This window comes from Streptomyces sp. NBC_00289 (genome assembly GCF_041435115.1).
GTDB lineage: Bacteria > Actinomycetota > Actinomycetes > Streptomycetales > Streptomycetaceae > Streptomyces.
In genome coordinates this window covers 7704174-7722442 of sequence record NZ_CP108046.1, presented here as the reverse complement: position 1 = coordinate 7722442, position 18269 = coordinate 7704174, and the positions used below count along the sequence as shown (strand labels likewise).

Sequence of the window (18269 nt, the reverse complement as noted above, 5' to 3'; positions counted from 1 at the left end):
CATCACCATGACCACCACCACCGTCACCGATCTCTACCCCAGCCGCGGCGCCACCGAGGTGTCCGTCCCCCGCCAGGACCCGGTCGTGTGGGGCTCCCCCGACACACCGGGCCCGATCCCGGCCGGCGATCTCCAGGCCTTCGAGCGGGACGGCTTCCTCGCCGTCGACCAGCTCCTGCCCGACGACGAGGTCGCCGTGTACCGGCGGGAGTTGGAGCGGCTCGTCACGGACCCGGCGATCCGGGCCGACGAGCGGTCGATCATCGAGCCGCAGTCCAAGGAGATCCGCTCGGTCTTCGAAGTACACCGGATCAGCGAGGTGTTCGCCGCACTCGTGCGCGACGAGCGGGTGGTCGGGCGGGCCCGACAGATCCTCGGCTCGGACGTGTACGTGCACCAGTCGCGGATCAACGTCAAGCCCGGCTTCGGCGCCAGCGGCTTCTACTGGCACTCGGACTTCGAGACCTGGCACGCCGAGGACGGTCTGCCGAACATGCGGACCGTGTCCGTCTCGATCGCGCTGACCGAGAACCACGACACCAACGGCGGACTCATGATCATGCCCGGGTCGCACCGCACGTTCCTCGGCTGTGCGGGGGCCACCCCGAAGGACAACTACAAGCAGTCGCTCCAGATGCAGGACGCGGGCACCCCGTCGGACGAGGCGCTGACCGCGCTGGCCGGCGAGCACGGTATCAAGCTGTTCACCGGCAGGGCGGGTTCGGCGACCTGGTTCGACTGCAACTGCATGCACGGCTCCGGCGACAACATCACGCCGTTCCCGCGCAGCAACGTGTTCATCGTGTTCAACAGCGTGGAGAACGAGGCCGTCGAGCCGTTCGCGGCGCCCGTGCGGCGCCCCGAGTACATCGGCGCGAGGGACTTCACCCCCGTCCGGTGAGTTCCGGTCCGGGCGGCGTCACGGGCGGGACGGGTGTCACACCCACGCCGTGCCGCCGCCCGCTCCCGTACGTTCCGTACGGCATCTCGTTCCCCGCGCGGGCTGCTCGTCCCGCCTCCGGGCCGGTGCCGCGCCAGTGGATCAGGAGGACAGGACCTCCAGCAGCCGGTCGACGTCCGCGGGGGTGTTGTACAGGTGGAAGGCCGCCCGCAGGTTGCCCGCCCGGTCGGAGATCTCCACGCCCGCCCTGCTCAGTTCGGGCTGCCGGCGGCCGAGTCCGGGGACGGAGACGATCGGCGAGCCGGGGGCGGGGACCGGCTCGTGGCCGAGACCGGCGAGACCCGCCCGGAACCGGTCGGCCAGGGCCAGGTCGTGCGCGCGTACGGCGTCCACACCGACCTCCTCCAGCAGTGCGAGGGAGCGGCTGGCGCCGGCGTACGAGAAGAGGGCGGGGCTCTCGTCGAACCGCCGTGCGGAGTGGGCGTGTTCCTCGATGGGGCCGTAACAGGCGTCCCAGGGGCGCTCTCCCGCGACCCAGCCGGCGAACAGCGGGGTGAGTGCGCCGAGATCCTCCGGGACCACGAGGAAGGCCACGCCCCGCGGGCACATGAGCCACTTGAAGGCGACGGAGGCGACGTAGTCGTAGGCGTCCGCGTCGAGATCCAGCCAGCCCGCGGCCTGTGAGGCGTCCACGTAGGTACGCGCACCGTGCTGCCGCGCGGCCGTGCGGATCGCGGTCAGGTCGGCGATCCTGCCGTCTGCGGACTGGGCCGCGCTGACCGCGACCAGCGCCGTGCCGGGCCGTACCGACTCGGCGACCCGTTCCAGGGGCACGCTGCGCACCTTGAGATCGCGGCGCACATGGAACGGGTTGACCAGGGAGCTGAAGTCGTCGTCGGCGGTGAGGACTTCGGCGCCGTCGGGCAGGGAGGAGGCGATCAGCCCGCTGTACACGGCGACCGAGGCGCCCGCCGCCACGCGGTCGGCGGGCACCCCGGTCAGGCGGCCGAAGGCGGCACGGGTCGCCTCGACGTCCGCGAACATGTCGGTCGGCCGCCCCGCGGCGGCCGCTTCCACGGCGGTCCGCATGGCCTCGACGGTGCGGGTGGGCAGCAGTCCGGTGCTCGCGGTGTTCAGGTAGGTGTTCTTCGCGGCGAACTCGGTACGGACGAGGGTCTCGAAGGTCTCCATACGACCACTGTCGCGCCCGCCGGACCCCCCGTCTATTGCGCGTTTCTGCGCGATATCACCAAGGATCGCTTATGGATACCCGCTGACCTGCGTGTTTCCGTGCCGTGGGTTCTGGTGCCGCGGGTTCCAGCGCCGCGGCTTTCAGGGCTGCGGCACCGCGCATCCGTCCGGGCCGCAGGCCTCGGCGGCCTGGGCGTCGTCGTCCGCGACCAGCTTCAGCTGCGGGCGGTCGTCCCACGCCCGGGTCAGCGCCTGGGCGAAGACCTCGGCGGGCTGAGCGCCGGAGACGCCGTACTTGCGGTCGAGGACGAAGAAGGGCACGCCGGTGGCGCCCAGTTCGGCGGCCTCGCGCTCGTCGGCGCGCACCTCGTCGGCGTAGGCGGCCGGGTCGGCGAGCACCGTGCGGACCTCGTCCGCGTCGAGACCGGCCTCGACGGCCAGGTCCGTGAGCCGCTCGGCACCCTCGGTGAAGACGGACCGCTCCTCGGCGAAGTTCGCCCGGTACAGGATCTGGATCAGCTCGTCCTGCCTGCCCCGCTCCCTGGCGAAGTGCAGCAGGCGGTGCATGTCGAAGGTGTTGCCGTGGTCGCGGCCGCTGGTGCGGTACTCCAGGCCCTCGGCAGCGGCCTGCGCGCCGAGGTTCTCCTCGCCCGCCCTGGCCTGCGCGTCGCTCATGCCGTACTTCCGGGTGAGCATCGTGATCACCGGCTGGATGTCGTCCTTGGCGCGGCCGGGGTCCAGCTCGAAGGAGCGGTGCACCACCTCGACGCCGTCACGGTGCGGGAAGGCCTCCAGCGCCTTCTCGAAGCGGGCCTTGCCCACGTAGCACCAGGGACAGGCGATGTCGCTCCAGATCTCGACGCGCATGTGTTCGGCTCTCCAGGTCGTCCGGGTACGGAGGCTCCCTCCGGCATGAACGTTCAAGGGAACGACTTCATTCCCGGTCGCCGGCCCGTGCCGTTCGCCGGCCCCCTCCCGTTCGCCGGTCACGGCGTGGCGCGGCCCACGGAGTAGCGCAGGTACAGGTGGTGGTCACCGGCGGCGGGCGGATGCGCGGGGTCGGGGAGCCAGCCCTGCCGGGCGTAGAAGGCCTGGGCCCGTTCGTTGGCGACGTGGACGTCGAGCTCGGCGAAACGCCGGCGGTCGGCCGTCCACTGCTCGGCGCAGGCAGCGTGCAGGGCGGCGCCGACACCCGTGCGCCAGTGGCCGGGGTCGACGTGGAACTGGAACAGTTTGACCATGTCGGCGGGGGCGTCCGCCGGACGCCGGAACGAGGCGATGCCCACCAGACGGGCGTCGCGCACCGCGCACAGCACCTGCCCGTCGGTGCGTCCGATGGCCTCGCGCCACCGGGCGGGCCAGTCGGTGCCGTCCTCGGGGAGACCCTCCGGGTAGTACGTCGACCGGGCCCGCACATGCAGGTCGGCGACCGCCGCCGCCTCCACCGGCAGGGCGGTCCTGATCACCAGGGAGTCGACGGTCCGATGCGCTCTGATCATGCAGCCGAAGACGTGCCCGCCGCGGGCCCGGTTCCCCGGGCCGGCCGGTCAGCCGCCGTCCCGCAGATCCTTCGGCCAGTTCGGGCGGAACTCGATGTGGTCGTACGTCACCACACATCCCTCCCCCATCGGCGACTGGGTCATGAAGCCGACCAGGGCCGCGCCGGTCTCCTTCTCCGTGCCCAGGGTGAAGAGGCGGACGAAGGTCCAGCGCTCGCCGTCGCGGGAGGCGTGGAAGGCGAAGGCGCGGCCGGTGCGGCTGATCCGCAGCCAGACGGAACTGCCGTCCACGGTGAAGGAGTTGGCGTCGTCGGAGTGGCCCCGGGTGACCACCGTGCAGACGGTGGGCACCTCCGGGGAGTACTCCAGGCAGAGCTTGGCCCACGCCCGCTCGCCGACGTGGACGTAGAGCACCCCGGCGTCGAAGGCCGCGGCGAACCCGACCGTGACCCGGGCGATCAGCTGGAAGTCCCCTTCGGGGGCACCGAGCAGCCGCGGCGCGTCGGCGGCGGGGTCCAGCCCCTCGCCGGTGGGCGTCACGAACCGGTCCTGCCGTGGGCCGGCCCACCCGGTGAGCACCCCGTCCTCGTGCGACCAGTTGCCGTCGGGTCCGTACGTACGGAGCGGGAAGGGCAGTTCGGGAAGTCGGACGTCCATCCACTCATTCTCTCAGGTCGAGTTCGCCCACTCGGGGGCGCGGGGAACTGCGCGACACCCAGGGGCGCGGGGCACTGCGCGACAAGCCACGACGGACCGGCACTCGCAACGCAACCGCACCCCCGGCGCCCCCTACCGCACCCCCGATGAGCGCTACCGCTCCAGGCGCCCGTTGAACCGCCGCGGCAGCCCCAGCGGATTGTCGTCCCGCAGCTCCGCGGGAAGCAGCGCCTGGGGCGCGTTCTGGTACGCCACCGGCCGCAGCCACCGCTCGATCGCCGTACCGCCGACGGAGGTCGAGGTGGAGGTCGTCGCCGGGTACGGGCCGCCGTGGTGCTGGGCGGCCGCCACCGCGACACCGGTCGGCCAGCCGTTCACCAGGACCCGGCCCGCCAGCGGCGTGAGCTCCGCGAGGATCTCCGCACCCCGGCCCTCTCCCGCCGCCTCCTCCTCGGACAGCTGGACCGTCGCCGTGAGGTTGCCCGGCAGCCGCGAGAGCACCTCGCGGACCTCCGCGTCGTCCTCGTAGCGCGCCACCACGGTGACCGGCCCGAAGCACTCCTCCAGGAGCAGGTCGTAGGAGCCCGCGCTGGTCAGCTTCTGGGCCGCGACCGTGAGGAAGCCGGGGCTCACCGTGTGCTCGCCGCCCGCGCCCGGGGTCACCGGGGTCTCCACCTCGGGCAGTTCGGCACGCTCGGCGACGCCGGCGATGAAGTTGTCGCGCATGCGGTGGTCCAGGAGGACCCCGGAGTCGGTGTCGCTGACGGCGTCCGTCAGGGACTTCACCAGCCGGTCACCCGCCGCGCCCGCCGGCGCCAGGACGAGCCCGGGCTTCACACAGAACTGTCCGACGCCGAGCGTCATGGACCCGGCCAGACCGGCGCCGATCGCCTCGGCCCGCTCGGCTGCCGCCGCCTCCGTGACGACGACGGGGTTCAGGGACCCCAGCTCGCCGTGGAACGGGATCGGCACCGGCCGCGCGGCCGCGGCGTCGAACAGGGCCCGCCCGCCGCGGATCGAACCGGTGAAACCCGCGGCGGCGACCAGCGGGTGCCTGATGAGCTCGATGCCCGCCTCGAAGCCGTGCACGAGACCCACGACGCCCTCGGGGATGCCGTGCACGGCGGCGGCCCGGCGCAGCACGGACGCGACGAGCTCGGACAGCCCGGGGTGGTCGGGGTGGGCCTTGACGACCACGGGGTTGCCGGCGCCGAACGCGCTCGCGGTGTCGCCGCCGGCGACCGAGAAGGCGAAGGGGAAGTTGGAGGCCGAGTAGACGGCGACGACACCCAGGGGCACCTTGTAGCGGCGCAGGTCGGGGATCGGCGGGGTCGCGGTGTCGTCGGGGTGGTTGATGACGACGTCCAGGAAGGCGCCCTCGTCGACGATGTCCGCGAAGGCCCGCAGCTGGAAGCAGGTGCGGGCGAGCTCGCCGGTCAGCCGGACCGGGCCGAGCGCGGTCTCGGCGTCGGCCGCCTCCACGAGGTGGTCCTTGGCCCCCTCGAGCAGGTCGGCGGCGGTCCGCAGGAAGGCCGAGCGGACCGTGCGGTCGACGAGCGCACCGCGTGCCTCGTGCGCGGCACGGACGGTGGTGTCCACCTCCTGGGCCGTGGCCTCCACCGCAACCTGTTCCCGCTGCTTCCCGGTTCGGGGGTCGACACTCCAGACTGGTGCTGCTGCCACCGGGGGTCCCTCCACGTTGTTTGCCGCTGTATTGCCGCAGTACTGGGTCATCCACCAGGGTCGTTCGATATGCTGAACGCCGTCTCTGATGATGAATATGCTGTCGGAGACTATTTCCCGTCGAACGAAGGGGTCAAGGGCGATGTCGGCTGGCGAGACGGGGGGCGGGGCGCAGGTCAAGTCCGCGGTACGGACGGTTGAACTGCTGGAGTACTTCGCCGGCCGCCCCGGAATGCACTCCCTCGCGGCGGTCCAGGAGGCCGTCGGTTATCCCAAGTCCAGCCTGTACATGCTGCTGCGCACGCTGGTGGAGCTGGGCTGGGTGGAGACGGACGCGACCGGCACGCGGTACGGCATCGGCGTACGCGCGCTGCTGGTCGGCACCTCGTACATCGACGGCGACGAGGTCGTCGCGGCGGCCCGGCCGACACTGGACCGGCTGTCGGACGACACCACGGAGACGATCCACCTGGCGCGGCTCGACGGCACGAACGTGGTCTACCTGGCCACCCGGCAGTCCCAGCACTACCTCCGTCCGTTCACCCGGGTCGGCAGACGGCTGCCCGCGCACTCGACCTCCCTGGGCAAGGCGCTGCTGAGCACCTGCACCGACGAGCAGGTCCGCAAGATGCTGCCGGAGACACTGCCCGCGCTCACCGAGAACACGATCACCGACCGGGAGAAACTCATCGAGGAGCTCCACCAGGTGCGGGACCAGGGCTTCGCCGTCGACCGCGAGGAGAACACCCTGGGCCTGCGCTGCTTCGGCGTGGCCATCCCGTACCGCACCCCGGCGCGTGACGCCATCAGCTGTTCGGTCCCGGTGGCGCGGCTGACGCCCGCCCACGAACAGATGGTGAAGGACGCACTGTTCGACGCCCGTGACCGCCTGACGCTCGCCACCCGGAGGCTCTGAAGGATGCAGGTCGTACTCCGCGAGATCCACGACAGCGACCTGCCGGTCTTCTACCGGCAGATGAACGATCCGGAGGCGCTGCGGATGGCGGCCTTCACGGCCGAGAACCCGGCCGACCGGGATGCCTTCGACGCCCTCTGGAAACGCATCCGGTCGAAAGAGGTGGCACGCACGATCCTGGCCGACGGCGACGTGGTGGGCAGCGCGGCCGTGTACGGGGTGCCGGGCGAGCGCGAGGTCACGTACTGGGTCGACAGGGCGTACTGGGGGCGCGGGGTGGCCACGGCCGCGCTGCGGGCGCTGATCACCGAGGTGCCGGAACGCCCGCTGTACGCCCGCGCGGCCGCCGACAACGGGGGCTCGCGCCGGGTCCTGGAGAAGTGCGGCTTCCAGATGTCCGCGCAGGCCAAGGGCTTCGCTAACGCGCGGGGGCAGGAGATCGACGAGGTCGTGCTGACCCTGCAGCACTGACCGGCCGCCGCGTCCGTCCGGAGCCGGCGAAGCCCGCCGCGGGTGCGGCGGGCTTCATGAACAGCCGATGAGAAAACGGGGCGCAAGGGAACGATTCGCTCCGGGCCGCTCGTCTTCAGAGCGGGATGAACAAAACGATCAGGCGCGCCTCCGTCTTCACGCTGCTCCTGGTGTTCGCTCTGCTGATCAGAGCGACCTGGGTGCAGTTCTACGACGGCCAGGCGCTCGCGGACGACAAGGACAACCGGCGCAACGCGATCGAGACGTACGCGGACCCGCTCGGGAACATCATCGTGGCCGGCGAGGCGATCACCGGTTCCGCGCGGACGAAAGGCAGCGACCTCGACTACAAACGCACCTACACGGACGGCAGGCTGTACGCGGCGGTCACCGGCTACGCCTCGCAGGCTTACGCGCCGACCCAGCTGGAGGGCATCTACCAGAACCTCCTCGACGGCACGGACACCCAGCTGAAGACCGCCATGGACACGGTCACCGGCAAGCGCGCCTCCCCGGGCAACGTGATCACGACCATCGACCCGGACGTGCAGAAGGCCGCGTACGACGCGCTCGGCGACAAGAAGGGCGCGGCCGTCGCCATCGACCCGAAGACGGGCAGGATCCTCGCGGTCGTGTCCACGCCGTCGTACGACCCCTCGTCGCTGACCGACGCCAACACCGCCGGTTCCGCCTGGACGAAGCTCACCAAGGACGCGGACAAGCCGCTGACCAACCGCGCGCTGCGGCAACCGCTCGCGCCGGGTTCGACGTTCAAGCTGGTGGTCGCGGCGGCCGCGCTGGAGGACGGCCTGTACGCGTCGGTGGACAAGGCGACGGACAGCCCGGACCCGTACACGCTGCCCGGCACGACCACCGTGCTGCGCAACGAGAACACGTCCGCGCCCTGCGAGAACGCCTCGATCCGCACCGCGCTGCGGTACTCCTGCAACAACGTCTTCGCGAAGATGGCCGTCGACCTGGGCCAGGACAAACTGCGGGCGACGGCGGAGAAGTTCGGCTTCAACGACACGAAGCAGGACGTGCCCGTGCGGGCGTACGCGAGCGTGTACCCGTCGGACATGGACAGGTCGTCGACGGCCCTGACCGGCATCGGCCAGTTCGACGTCACGGCGACCCCGCTGCAGATGGCCATGGTGTCCGCCGCCATTGCCAACGGCGGCAAGCTGGTCTCACCGCACATGGTCTCCCAGACCACCGACAGCGGCGGCGATGTGCTGAAGAACTACGACGACAGCACGGAGACCCGGGAGATCGTCAGCTCCTCGACGGCCGAGCAGTTGCAGTCGGCGATGCAGACGGTCGTCGAGAAGGGCACGGGCACGAACGCGCTGATCGACGGCGTCACCGTGGGCGGCAAGACCGGCACGGCTCAGAACGGCGAGAACAACAGCAAGGCCCCGTACGCCTGGTTCACGTCCTACGGGAAGACCGACGCCAAGGAGGTCGCCGTCGCGGTCGTGGTGGAGCAGTCGGACGCGGCCCGGTCGGAGGTCAGCGGCAACGGGTTGGCGGCTCCGGTGGCGAGGGCGATGATGCAGGCGGCGCTGAAGAACTGAGGCCGCCGCCCGACCGGCCACGGACGGCCCGCCGCGCGACCGGCCACGGGATCCGTGGCCGGTCGCGCGGTGAACCGTGCTGCTCGGGTGCCTACTTCGCGCCGAGGATCTGCTCGATCGGGTCGATCGCGAAGTACACCAGGAACAGCACGGAGGTCCCCCACAGCAGCCAGTGGATCTCCTTGGCCCTGCCGAGGACCGTCTTGATCACCACGTAGGCGAGGAAGCCGGCACCGATGCCGTTGGTGATGGAGTAGGTGAACGGCATCACGGCGATGGTCAGGAACGCCGGGATGGCGATCTCGTACCTGTCCCAGTCGATGTGCTTGACCTGCGTCATCATCAGGAAGCCGACGGCGACCAGGGCCGGGGCCGCGGCCTGGAGCGGGACGATGGTCAGCAGCGGGGTGAGGAACAGCGCCAGGCCGAACAGGCCGCCGGTGACCAGGTTGGAGAAGCCGGTGCGCGAGCCCTCGCCGACGCCGGCCGCCGACTCGATGTAGGAGGTGGCCGAGGAGGACGAGGCCGCGCCGCCGGCCACCGCGGCGGCGCCGTCGATGAGCAGCACCCGGCCGAGGTGGGGGACCTTGCCCTCGTCGTCCAGCAGACCCGCCTCGGCGCTGATGCCGACGACCGTGCCCATGGTGTCGAAGAAGTCCGACAGGATCAGCGTGAAGACCAGCAGGACGACCGTGATGGCGCTGGTCTCGGAGAAGGCGCCGAAGACGCTGAAGTGGCCGAGGAGCCCGAAGTCGGGGGAGGCGACGACGTCGTCGGGGAGCTTCGGGGTGGTCAGGCCCCAGGACTTGATGTCGGCGATCGAGTCGATGACGATCGCGAGGACCGTCATGGTCACGATGCTGATCAGGATCGCGCCCTTGACCTTGCGGGCGAGCAGTCCGATCGTCAGCAGCACGCCGAGACAGAACACGAGGACCGGCCACCCGGTGAGGGTGCCGGTGCCGCCGAGCTGGACCGGGACGGTGGTGTTCGCGATGTCGGGGATGCGGCTGACGAATCCGGCGTCGACGAAGCCGATGAACGCGATGAACAGGCCGATGCCGACACTGATCGCCTGCTTGAGGGCCTGCGGGATGGCGTGCATGACGGCCTCGCGAAGCCCGGTGACCACGAGCACGCAGATCAGCAGGCCTTCGAGGACGATCAGACCCATCGCGTCGTCCCAGCTCATCAGCGGGGCGATCTGGAAGGCGACGACGGCGTTCAGTCCGAGGCCGGCGGCGAGCGCGAGGGGCAGGTTGCCGCCCACGCCCATGATGATCGTCATGACCGCGGCCACCAGGGCGGTGGCGGTGGTCAGTTGGACGGCGTCCAGCTGGTGGCCGAACTTGTCCTTGGCGCTGCCGAGGATGATGGGATTCAGGACAAGGATGTAGGCCATCGTGAAGAAGGTGGCCAGGCCGCCGCGTATCTCGCGGCCGAAGGTGGAGCCCCGCTCGGTGATCCTGAAGAATCGGTCGACGCTGTTGGCCGCCGGTGGCACGGCACTTGACCGGTCTGCCACCTGCTGCGTTCTGGACATGGCGGTACTCCTCGGGTCCTGAATGATCGGTGCGCGGATGCTGGCTGGATTGTTCCCTCGCTGAACCGGTTCCAGGTTTTCTCCGTGTTACGGAATCGGGCTGGTGCCGCGCTTTCGCGTTCGATGCCCTGTACGAAAACGGACGGTCGATCACTGCTACGCTTCCCGATCGCGTCCCGGCCACCCCGGACGCTCACATGTCATTCACATGACACGCACAGGCGTCCGCCTCGCGGGACGCCCCCGCCGCCCGAAGAGAGGTCGCCCGTGGGCACGGTCGTCGACGACGCCGCCTCCGTGGAGTTCCACGCCTTCTTCGAGCGCCACTACGCCGAACTCTCGCGCCTGGCCCATATGTTGACCGGCGAGGCGGACGCCGCCGACGATCTGGCCGCGGACGCCCTGCTGGCCCTGTGGCACCGCTGGGACCGGGTGCGCGCGGCCGATCATCCGGTGGCGTACGCGCGCGGAGTCGTCGCGAACCTGGCCCGCACCCGGATCCGCAGCGCGGTGCGCGAGCGGCGGCGCGTCGCCCTGTTCTGGTCCCAGCGGGACGAGCGGACCGACGACCCCGACGTGGCGGGCGTGGTGGACGTCCAGGACGCGCTGCGCCGGCTGCCGTTCCGCAAGCGGGCCTGTGTCGTGCTCCGGCACGCCTTCGACCTCTCCGAGAAGGACACCGCGCTCACGCTGGGTGTCTCGGTCGGTACGGTGAAGAGCCAGACGTCGAAGGGGATGGCCGAACTCCAGCGGCTGCTCGGGACACAGGGCGTGCCGCAGAAGGTGCACGCGGCGATGGGGCGCGGCGACGAGAGCGGAGGGAGGAACCGATGAGGCAGCAGGACGTGCCCGGCGAGCTGCGCGCCCGGCTGCACGAGGCGGCCGAGAGCCACGAACCCGACCGGGCTCGCATCCTGGCCAGGATCGAGCGCGGTATGAGCGAGCCCGACCGCCCCGGCCACCGGGCCACCCGTCCGCCCGTGTGGGGCTGGGTGCGGGTGGTGAGCGCCACGGCCGCGGTCGCGGGCATGCTCGCCGTCGGCGGCTACGCGGTCGCCTCCGCGGTGAAGGAGGACGCCACGCCGCAGAAGACGGTCGAGGTCACACAGACGCCCCCGCCGTCGCCGGAGGCGACGAGCCGCGCGCCCGTTCCGCCGGTGCGGTCGACGCCGAGCACACCGTCGGCGCAGAGGTCCAGCGGTTCCCCCGCGCGGACGCCCTCCGCCTCCACCTCCGCCTCCGCCGGCCTGCTGCCGCCGGCGGACGGGGAGAAGGACGGCCCGCTGTGGTCGGACGGCTCGGTGGACCCGCACAGCAACGACTTCTGGGCGCAGAGCAACATCACGATCAAGGCGTCCGGGAAGCTGACCGCGCTCACCGTCCAGTTGAGCGTCGCGCAGACCGGCGGGGTCCACTCCGCCGGTGCCTGGCGCTCGCTGCCGGAGGACGACTTCACGCTGACGGTCGGCGAGCGGGACGGCTTCCTCGTCTACACCTGGGTGCTCAAGGAGGGCCGTACGGTCCCGAAGGGCGAGTGGGTGTTCGCCGGTCAGTACGACCACGACCGCGGCGGCCGGGACGCGAAGGACGACGGCTACACGGTCAGGGCCACGGCGGCCGGCGAACAGCGCGCCGTGTCGGGCGACTTCGCCGCCCACACGGACGACGAGGGCGACTCCTGACACGTCCCGGGGCGCGGCAACCTTTTCCGTGCCGGTGGCGACCATGGAGCGCGGGGCCCTCCCCCTGCGCAACGTCTGATCACGCATCGAACATCGGAGACCAGAAACAACCACACGTGGGCATTCCGCGTCTTCACCAGTGCGGAGGACGGGCACCTGGTCCGACGCGACAGACCTGCCGGCTTGAGCCCCCCTCAGCCGGCAGAGCGCCGGTCAGAGCCCCCCTCGACCGGCGGCCAGGACGCCCCCGCCGGTGACGACCGGCGGGGGCGTTCCCAGTTGGCGGGTGCTCCCGACGGGTCGGTCCGTCGGGTCGGTCCATGGTCGAGCCGATCGCCGTGGACCCCGTCGTGAGGAAGACATCCCGGGGGTTGCCGCGCAGACCAGTCGCCGCCGCGGCCGGAAGAGGTTGCCCGGGCGGAGCGAGAACGACCGAAACTTTCGCCGGTTCTCATCCCGCTCTCATCGATTGACGTCTCGTTGCCCGCTGGCGAGACTCCGAGGGCGCACCACTCAACAGAAACCCCCACACTCCGACAGGACCGCCCATGCGCCTACGAGCCGCGCTCCTCGCCTGTCTCGCCCTCCTCCTCACCCTGCTCGCCGCCCCGTCCGGCACCGCGCACTCAGGAGCCCCGCCCGTGAAACACCCCCGGTACGCCGGCTACCTCTTCGCCTACTTCACCGGCGAGGGCACCGCCGACGGCGAACAGATCCGCTACGCCCTCAGCCGCGACAACGACCCATTGCACTGGCGGGAGCTGAACGCCGGCAAGCCGGTCCTGACGTCGACCATCGGGGAGAAGGGGCTGCGCGATCCCTTCGTGATCCGCTCACCGAAGGGCGACACCTTCTACCTGATCGCCACCGACCTGAGGATGTACCGCAACAGCAGCGGCAGTTGGGACGACGTCCAGCGGCACGGCAGCAAGTCAATCATGATCTGGGAGTCCACCGACCTGGTCCACTGGACCGACCGGCGCATGGTGAAGGTCGCCCCGGACAGCGCGGGCAACACCTGGGCGCCGGAGGCGTACTGGGACGAGTCGCTCGGTGAGTACGTCGTCTTCTGGGCGTCGAAGCTGTACGCCGACGACGACCCCGGCCACACGGGCTCGACGTACAACAGGATGATGTACGCGACCACGAAGGACTTCCGCACCTTCGGCGCGCCCAAGGTCTGGGACGATCCCGGCTACTCGGTCATCGACTCGACGGTCGTGAAGTACAGGGACACCTACTACCGCTACACCAAGGACGAGCGGGACCCCACCTCCAGCTCGCCCTGCGCCAAGTTCATCACCGGGGAGAAGTCGACGAGCCTGACCTCCACCACGTACGACCTCGTCGCGGACTGCGTCGGCAGCGGCGCGATGGAGCGGGGCGAGGGGCCGACGGTGTTCAGGTCGAACACCGAGAAGAAGTGGTACCTGTTCATCGACGAGTACGGCGGCCGCGGCTACGTCCCCTTCGAGACCACCGACCTCGACTCGGGCGAGTGGACCCCGTCCACGGACTACCAACTGCCCGCCAGCCCGCGACACGGCACCGTGCTGCCGGTGACGCAGAAGGAGTACGACCGGCTGCTCGCCGCGTATCCCGCCACTCCCACGTCGGTCGTGGACGCGACGGCCCAGGGGCAGCGGGGGTACGCGATCGTCACGGAGGCCGCGTCGAAGGTGGTGCTGCCGATGGAGCCCGGCGCCGACCGGCGCGGCCTCGCTCCGAGGATTCACGTGGGCGAAGGCGCGACCGTGAGCCCCAAGTCCGGTACGCGGCGGGACTTCCGCACACCGCGGACGTACACCGTCACGGCCGCGGACGGTACGAAGCGCACTTGGACGGTCGAGGCGGCGGTGACCCGAAGTCCCGTCCTGCCCGGCCTCAACGCCGACCCGGACGTGCACCACCTGAACGGCGAGTACTGGATCTACCCGACGACGGACGGCTTCCAGGGCTGGAGCGGGACGCGGTTCAAGGCCTACTCCTCGAAGGACCTGGTCCACTGGAAGGGCCACGGCGTCGTCCTCGACCTGGGTCCGGACGTGAGCTGGGCCGACAGGAACGCCTGGGCGCCGGCGATCGCCGAGCGCGACGGTAAGTACTACTTCTACTTCTGCGCCGAACAGCAGATCGGCGTGGCGGTGGCCGACTCCCCCGCCGGCCCCTTCAAGGACGCGCTGGGCAAGCCCCTGGTGGCGAAGGGCGGTTCGCTGAGCGGCCAGATGATCGACCCGGCCGTCTTCACGGACGACGACGGGACGTCGTATCTCTACTGGGGCAACGGGCACGGGTACGTGGTGCCGCTGAACGACGACATGACCTCGTACGACGCCGCGAAGGTGAAGGACATCACCCCGGACGACTTCCGCGAGGGATCCTTCGTGATCAAGCGCAAGGGCACGTACTACTTCATGTGGTCCGAGGACGACACCCGCAGCGAGAACTACCACGTCGCCTACGCGACCGGCCCGTCCCCGCTCGGCCCGTGGACCGAGCGGGGGACGATCCTGTCCAAGCGCCCCGAGTACGGCATCCTCGGCACCGGCCACCACTCGGTGGTGAACACGCCCGGCACCGACGACTGGTACGTCGTCTACCACCGGTTCGCCCTCAACGGGCCCGGGAAGCCGGGTGGTGACGGCACGCACCGCGAGACCACCGTCGACCGCCTGGAGTTCGCGGCCGACGGCACCATCGAACCGGTGGTGCCGACGCTGGAGTCGGTCGCACCCGTGCGCTCGCGGTGAGCCCGGTGCCGCGGCAGGCAACGTTTGCGCGACGGGGCGAACGTTGCCTGTCGGGGCACTAGCTGACGAAGTACGTCGGGTTCGGCAGCTTGTACGTCCGGTCGGCGTAGCCGCCGTCGAGGTCGGAGTACTGGTCGCCGAAGTTGGCGACGATCTCGTACCCGAGGTCCTGCTCGATGTGCTTGCGGGTGCCGGCCTTGTACTGCACGGTCGTGCAGTTCCAGGTGCCGGGGGTGGCGCAGGCGCTCAGGTAGGACGGCGGGTTCGCCTTGTCCTTGAGGAAGACGTGGTCGGCGTCGAGGTTCACATCGGCGCCGATCTTCTTCAGGTTCTCGACGGCGGCGGACCGCTGCGCCTCGCTCAGACCCGAGTTGTAGAAGACCTCGACGCCCTTGGACTCGGCGTAGCGCACGAGCTCCGGGCTGCCGAAGACGGCCGGACGGTCGGCCTTGTTCACGTAGTCGGCCCACGTGGTCGGGTTGTACGTGTAGTTGTAGCGCTTCTCGTAGTCGAGACTGAGCAGCAGCGTGTCGTCGATGTCGAAGACGACCGCGGGCTTCTCGCGCTTGTGGTGGGCCTTGCGGGCCGCCTGGTCGATGTAGGTGCGCGCGGCCTTGTCGAGTCGCGCGAGGTCCTTGGCGTACGGGCTGTCCGGGGACGCCTGGTACACGCCGGCGGCGTCGGGCGTGGTGCCGTAGTAGGTGTCGATGTCCTTCACCAGGAGCCCGATGTTGTAGGGCTCGTGGGTGGAGTTGGCCGTGGACTGGCCGGCCGTGGCGGCACCGGTGCCGTACAGGGCGGCACCGGCGACGGCACACGCTGCGGCGATCGCCGCGATACGTAGTGGCTTATGCATGACAGGTGTTCTACGCGCGTCACCCCGCCGGACGCGAGACCCGTTGCCTGATCGAGACCTCGCGCACAGGCAAAAATCGGGTCAAGCGGCCGGGTGCCGGGTGGGCCTGGTCAGTTCATGGTGGCCCCGATGGTGGTGCTGCCGGTCGTCAGGAAGGTCGTCGCCGGCAGGGAGCCGTCGGACGCGCGGGCGTTGTACGTGCTCGACGCGTCCGTCGACCTGAAGGCCGGCGGGGAGATCCCGGAGTCCCAGTTGTTGCCGGACGAGGTGACCTTCGAACCCTTGCTGACCGAGCCGCTGCCGCTGCTTACGGCGAGGTTCTTGCCGAGCTTGGCGGAGCTGGTGGCGAAGTAGTAGCCCCACTTGCTGTTGGCGTAGGCGGTGGTGCGGTTGATGACGAGCGTGCCGGTGTTGGAGTTCTCGGTGAAGCCGTTGCCGGCGTTGCCCCAGGCGGCCGAGTTGTTGACGACGTGGGCGACCACCTCGCCGTCGCCGCCGAGTTTGTAGCCGTTGCCGTCACCCGCGAAGGCCGAGTCGGACCAGCGGTTGGCGCCGTTGCCGAAGGACCAGGTGTGCTCGACGGTGACGGGCGAGGAGAAGGACCAGAAGTCGATCCCGTCGTCCGAGTTGTTGTAGAGGCGCGCTCCGGTGATGAGGTTGCCGGTGCCGGAGCCGAACTTCACGGCGACGCCGTCGGCGTTCTCGCCGTGGTTGGCGGCGTCGTAGTGGCCGTAGGAGTCGAGGTTCCTGACCGTGTTGTTCACGGTCCCGTCCCCGGTGAGGGTGAAGCCGGAGTCGCCGCCGTTGATGGTCTTGACGTTGTTCCAGTTGGTGCCGGTGCAGGACTGGCAGACGACCGCGCTGTCCGGGGAGTTCTGGAAGGTGATGCCGGAGACGTTCCAGTAGTCGGCGGTCAGCTTGAAGATCCAGTCGCCGTCGGGCAGCGACGAGCCGTCGATCTTCACGGTCTCCGAGCCGTACGCGGTGAGCGTGACCGGCGCGGAGGAGCTGCCGTTGGCCGTGGACTGGAGGGTGGCCGTCGGGTAGTAGGTGCCGCCGCGGACCTGGATGACGGTGCCGGCGGTGGCGTTCTTGAGGGCGTTCGACAGGTCCGTGGTGGTGCTGACGACCACGGTGGCGGCCTGCGCCTGGGTGGGGAGCACGGCGAGGCCGGCGCCCAGGGTGAGGGCGGCGACGGCCGCGAGAGCGGTACGACGAGACATGGAGTGCGGGTCCTTTCCGTCGTTCAGGGGGAAGGTCTTTCAGGGGGAAGGTCCGGGGGACGAGCAGGTGCTCCTCGACGGTGGCGCGGACGGCGCGGCGCCAGGCGCGGACGTCGCGCACCGGGGACCTGCCCCAGGCGAGCGGGAAGGTCAGCTCCGCCTTGAGGGCGGGGTGGAAGTCGGGCAGCGGACCGTCGACGACCGCCGCCTCGGCCTGGGCTCCGGCGGCCTGCGCGGTCAGCAGCGCCGCCCCGGCGCCGACCACGAACGCCCGCCGTCCCACCTGGTCATGGCCGCTCATACGGCCTCCAGTCCCGCAGATAGGTCCGCCGGGTGTGCCGGGCGGCCTCCTCGGCGGTCAGCCGCGGCCGGTTCTCCGGCACCGTGGTGACCGCGCCCGGACCGGAGTTGGCGTGTTCGTGGAAGCGCATGGTCTGCCAGGGGTAGGCGTCCCGCATGTTCGTGTACGGGGCGACCGCGTCGATGCCGGGGCCGATCCAGGTGTCCCGCACGACCAGTGAGGGCCAGGCGGTCGTCTCGTACGACGGCACCCACGGCCGGGCGATCTTGTACGCCCCGTCCTCCGCGCCGGAGGTGATCCGGCTTCGGACGGCGAGGAGACCGTAGGGGTTGGCACGGGCCGTGGAAGGGGCGAAGACCATGCCCTTGGGGGTGAAGGCCACGTCCCGTCGCAGCGTGTGGAAGTGGCACGACTCGAAGACGGCGGTCGCCCGCCCGAAGACGAAGTCGACGTCACCCTCGATGTAGCAGCGGTGGAAGTACTGCCGGTCGAAGGCGTCCAGCGCCGTCGTCTCGGTGAAGAGGGTGTCCTGGTGGGCCAGCAGCCGCACGTTGTCGAAGTGGGTGCGGTCGCCGTACGTATGGGCCGCCACCGCCTGTGTGCCGGTGATCTCGGGGTGGTCGGCGCGCAGCCAGTCGTTGGCGAGGGTGAGGTCGCGGACGGTGAGACCGGGGGCGGCGGAGGTGAAGGTGGCGGAGCCCGCCGTGCCGTAGGTGCCGCTGCCGTCGGGCCTGGGTGTGCCGTTGGCGTTGTCGTACACGATGACCGTGTCCCGCGGGTCGCGGCCGGCCCCGCGCAGGGTCAGCTCACCCGCCGTGGCGGGGACGCTGACGATCTCCCGGTAGGTCCCCGGGTGTACGACGATCGTCTGGCCGGGGCCGTCGACGCGGTCCACGGCCGCCTGGAGGGAGTCCCCGGGGCGGACGTGCAGGACACGGCGGCCGGAGGCGAGGGCGGGGGTCGTGCCGGTGACGGCCAGGGCGCCGGCGATGCCTGCCAGCAGGGCGCGTCTGCGCATG

Annotated in this window: 16 protein-coding genes and 1 pseudogene; 7 read left to right on the top strand and 10 right to left on the bottom strand. The window is 70.5% G+C overall.

Annotated features, from left to right (window positions below; all coding sequences use genetic code 11):
• Nucleotide 1 precedes the first annotated feature (1 nt).
• Complete coding sequence (gene thpD, locus OG985_RS34920; RefSeq protein ID WP_371674587.1) at nt 2-901, top strand: ectoine hydroxylase; 900 nt, start codon at nt 2-4, stop codon at nt 899-901.
• A gap of 141 nt (nt 902-1042) precedes the next feature.
• Here the strand turns inward: thpD and OG985_RS34915 are convergent, their stop codons facing one another.
• From OG985_RS34915 to OG985_RS34895, 5 genes are all read right to left on the bottom strand, one after another.
• The gene (locus tag OG985_RS34915; RefSeq protein ID WP_371672353.1) at nt 1043-2092 is read right to left on the bottom strand and encodes an aminotransferase class V-fold PLP-dependent enzyme; all 1050 of its coding nucleotides are present in this window, start codon (nt 2090-2092) and stop codon (nt 1043-1045) included.
• A 141-nt stretch (nt 2093-2233) separates the two neighbouring features.
• Nucleotides 2234-2959, bottom strand: coding sequence for a DsbA family oxidoreductase (locus OG985_RS34910; RefSeq protein WP_371672352.1), 726 nt, complete (start codon nt 2957-2959; stop codon nt 2234-2236).
• A 119-nt stretch (nt 2960-3078) separates the two neighbouring features.
• Complete coding sequence (locus tag OG985_RS34905) at nt 3079-3591, bottom strand: N-acetyltransferase family protein (RefSeq protein WP_371672351.1); 513 nt, start codon at nt 3589-3591, stop codon at nt 3079-3081.
• A 48-nt stretch (nt 3592-3639) separates the two neighbouring features.
• Nucleotides 3640-4248, bottom strand: coding sequence for a DUF1349 domain-containing protein (locus OG985_RS34900; RefSeq protein ID WP_371672350.1), 609 nt, complete (start codon nt 4246-4248; stop codon nt 3640-3642).
• Between the two features lie 153 nt (nt 4249-4401).
• The gene (locus tag OG985_RS34895; protein WP_371672349.1) at nt 4402-5931 is read right to left on the bottom strand and encodes an aldehyde dehydrogenase (NADP(+)); all 1530 of its coding nucleotides are present in this window, start codon (nt 5929-5931) and stop codon (nt 4402-4404) included.
• 142 nt (nt 5932-6073) lie between these two features.
• On the opposite strand from OG985_RS34895, the gene OG985_RS34890 reads away from it, so the two are divergent.
• From OG985_RS34890 to OG985_RS34880, 3 genes are all read left to right on the top strand, one after another.
• On the top strand, nt 6074-6847 hold the full coding sequence (locus tag OG985_RS34890; protein WP_371672348.1) for an IclR family transcriptional regulator: 774 nt from the start codon (nt 6074-6076) through the stop codon (nt 6845-6847).
• 3 nt (nt 6848-6850) lie between these two features.
• Nucleotides 6851-7318 carry a GNAT family N-acetyltransferase gene (locus OG985_RS34885; RefSeq protein ID WP_371672347.1) on the top strand — a complete coding sequence of 156 codons (468 nt, stop codon included), beginning with the start codon at nt 6851-6853 and terminating at the stop codon, nt 7316-7318.
• A 125-nt stretch (nt 7319-7443) separates the two neighbouring features.
• On the top strand, nt 7444-8895 hold the full coding sequence (locus OG985_RS34880; RefSeq protein ID WP_371672346.1) for a peptidoglycan D,D-transpeptidase FtsI family protein: 1452 nt from the start codon (nt 7444-7446) through the stop codon (nt 8893-8895).
• Between the two features lie 91 nt (nt 8896-8986).
• Here the strand turns inward: OG985_RS34880 and OG985_RS34875 are convergent, their stop codons facing one another.
• Nucleotides 8987-10438: an NCS2 family permease gene (locus OG985_RS34875; RefSeq protein ID WP_371672345.1), complete on the bottom strand. Its 1452-nt coding sequence runs from the start codon at nt 10436-10438 to the stop codon at nt 8987-8989.
• Nucleotides 10439-10705: 267 nt separating this feature from the next.
• Between OG985_RS34875 and OG985_RS34870 the strand changes: the two genes are divergently transcribed.
• The 3 genes from OG985_RS34870 (at nt 10706) to OG985_RS34860 (ending at nt 14870) form a co-directional block, all read left to right on the top strand.
• Nucleotides 10706-11272, top strand: a complete 567-nt coding sequence (locus OG985_RS34870; RefSeq protein WP_371672344.1) for a SigE family RNA polymerase sigma factor — start codon at nt 10706-10708, stop codon at nt 11270-11272.
• Complete coding sequence (locus tag OG985_RS34865; protein WP_371672343.1) at nt 11269-12120, top strand: hypothetical protein; 852 nt, start codon at nt 11269-11271, stop codon at nt 12118-12120. The genes OG985_RS34870 and OG985_RS34865 overlap by 4 nt, the downstream gene beginning before the upstream one ends.
• 548 nt (nt 12121-12668) lie before the next feature.
• On the top strand, nt 12669-14870 hold the full coding sequence (locus OG985_RS34860) for a family 43 glycosylhydrolase (RefSeq protein ID WP_371672342.1): 2202 nt from the start codon (nt 12669-12671) through the stop codon (nt 14868-14870).
• A gap of 58 nt (nt 14871-14928) precedes the next feature.
• Here the strand turns inward: OG985_RS34860 and OG985_RS34855 are convergent, their stop codons facing one another.
• The 4 genes and pseudogenes from OG985_RS34855 to OG985_RS34840 all read right to left on the bottom strand — a co-directional run bounded on the left by OG985_RS34855 (nt 14929) and on the right by OG985_RS34840 (nt 18268).
• Complete coding sequence (locus tag OG985_RS34855) at nt 14929-15726, bottom strand: HAD family acid phosphatase (protein ID WP_371672341.1); 798 nt, start codon at nt 15724-15726, stop codon at nt 14929-14931.
• Between the two features lie 110 nt (nt 15727-15836).
• On the bottom strand, nt 15837-16949 hold the full coding sequence (locus OG985_RS34850; protein ID WP_371672340.1) for a chondroitinase-B domain-containing protein: 1113 nt from the start codon (nt 16947-16949) through the stop codon (nt 15837-15839).
• Between the two features lie 52 nt (nt 16950-17001).
• Nucleotides 17002-17250: pseudogene (locus OG985_RS34845) on the bottom strand (hydrolase); the annotation flags it as partial.
• On the bottom strand, nt 17237-18268 hold the full coding sequence (locus OG985_RS34840; protein WP_371672339.1) for a pectinesterase family protein: 1032 nt from the start codon (nt 18266-18268) through the stop codon (nt 17237-17239). The gene OG985_RS34840 and the pseudogene OG985_RS34845, both read right to left, overlap by 14 nt.
• Between the last annotated feature and the right edge of the window lies 1 nt (nt 18269).

What these genes read in the sequence shown, in the direction of transcription:
- OG985_RS34915 (WP_371672353.1), bottom strand. Translation starts at nt 2,092, where the DNA reads ATGGAGACCTTCGAGACCCTCGTCCGTACCGAGTTCGCCGCGAAGAAC.
- OG985_RS34910 (WP_371672352.1), bottom strand. Translation starts at nt 2,959, where the DNA reads ATGCGCGTCGAGATCTGGAGCGACATCGCCTGTCCCTGGTGCTACGTG.
- OG985_RS34905 (WP_371672351.1), bottom strand. Translation starts at nt 3,591, where the DNA reads ATGATCAGAGCGCATCGGACCGTCGACTCCCTGGTGATCAGGACCGCC.
- OG985_RS34900 (WP_371672350.1), bottom strand. Translation starts at nt 4,248, where the DNA reads ATGGACGTCCGACTTCCCGAACTGCCCTTCCCGCTCCGTACGTACGGA.
- OG985_RS34890 (WP_371672348.1), top strand. Translation starts at nt 6,074, where the DNA reads ATGTCGGCTGGCGAGACGGGGGGCGGGGCGCAGGTCAAGTCCGCGGTA.
- OG985_RS34885 (WP_371672347.1), top strand. Translation starts at nt 6,851, where the DNA reads ATGCAGGTCGTACTCCGCGAGATCCACGACAGCGACCTGCCGGTCTTC.
- OG985_RS34880 (WP_371672346.1), top strand. Translation starts at nt 7,444, where the DNA reads ATGAACAAAACGATCAGGCGCGCCTCCGTCTTCACGCTGCTCCTGGTG.
- OG985_RS34875 (WP_371672345.1), bottom strand. Translation starts at nt 10,438, where the DNA reads ATGTCCAGAACGCAGCAGGTGGCAGACCGGTCAAGTGCCGTGCCACCG.
- OG985_RS34865 (WP_371672343.1), top strand. Translation starts at nt 11,269, where the DNA reads ATGAGGCAGCAGGACGTGCCCGGCGAGCTGCGCGCCCGGCTGCACGAG.
- OG985_RS34860 (WP_371672342.1), top strand. Translation starts at nt 12,669, where the DNA reads ATGCGCCTACGAGCCGCGCTCCTCGCCTGTCTCGCCCTCCTCCTCACC.
- OG985_RS34855 (WP_371672341.1), bottom strand. Translation starts at nt 15,726, where the DNA reads ATGCATAAGCCACTACGTATCGCGGCGATCGCCGCAGCGTGTGCCGTC.
- OG985_RS34850 (WP_371672340.1), bottom strand. Translation starts at nt 16,949, where the DNA reads ATGTCTCGTCGTACCGCTCTCGCGGCCGTCGCCGCCCTCACCCTGGGC.
- OG985_RS34840 (WP_371672339.1), bottom strand. Translation starts at nt 18,268, where the DNA reads ATGCGCAGACGCGCCCTGCTGGCAGGCATCGCCGGCGCCCTGGCCGTC.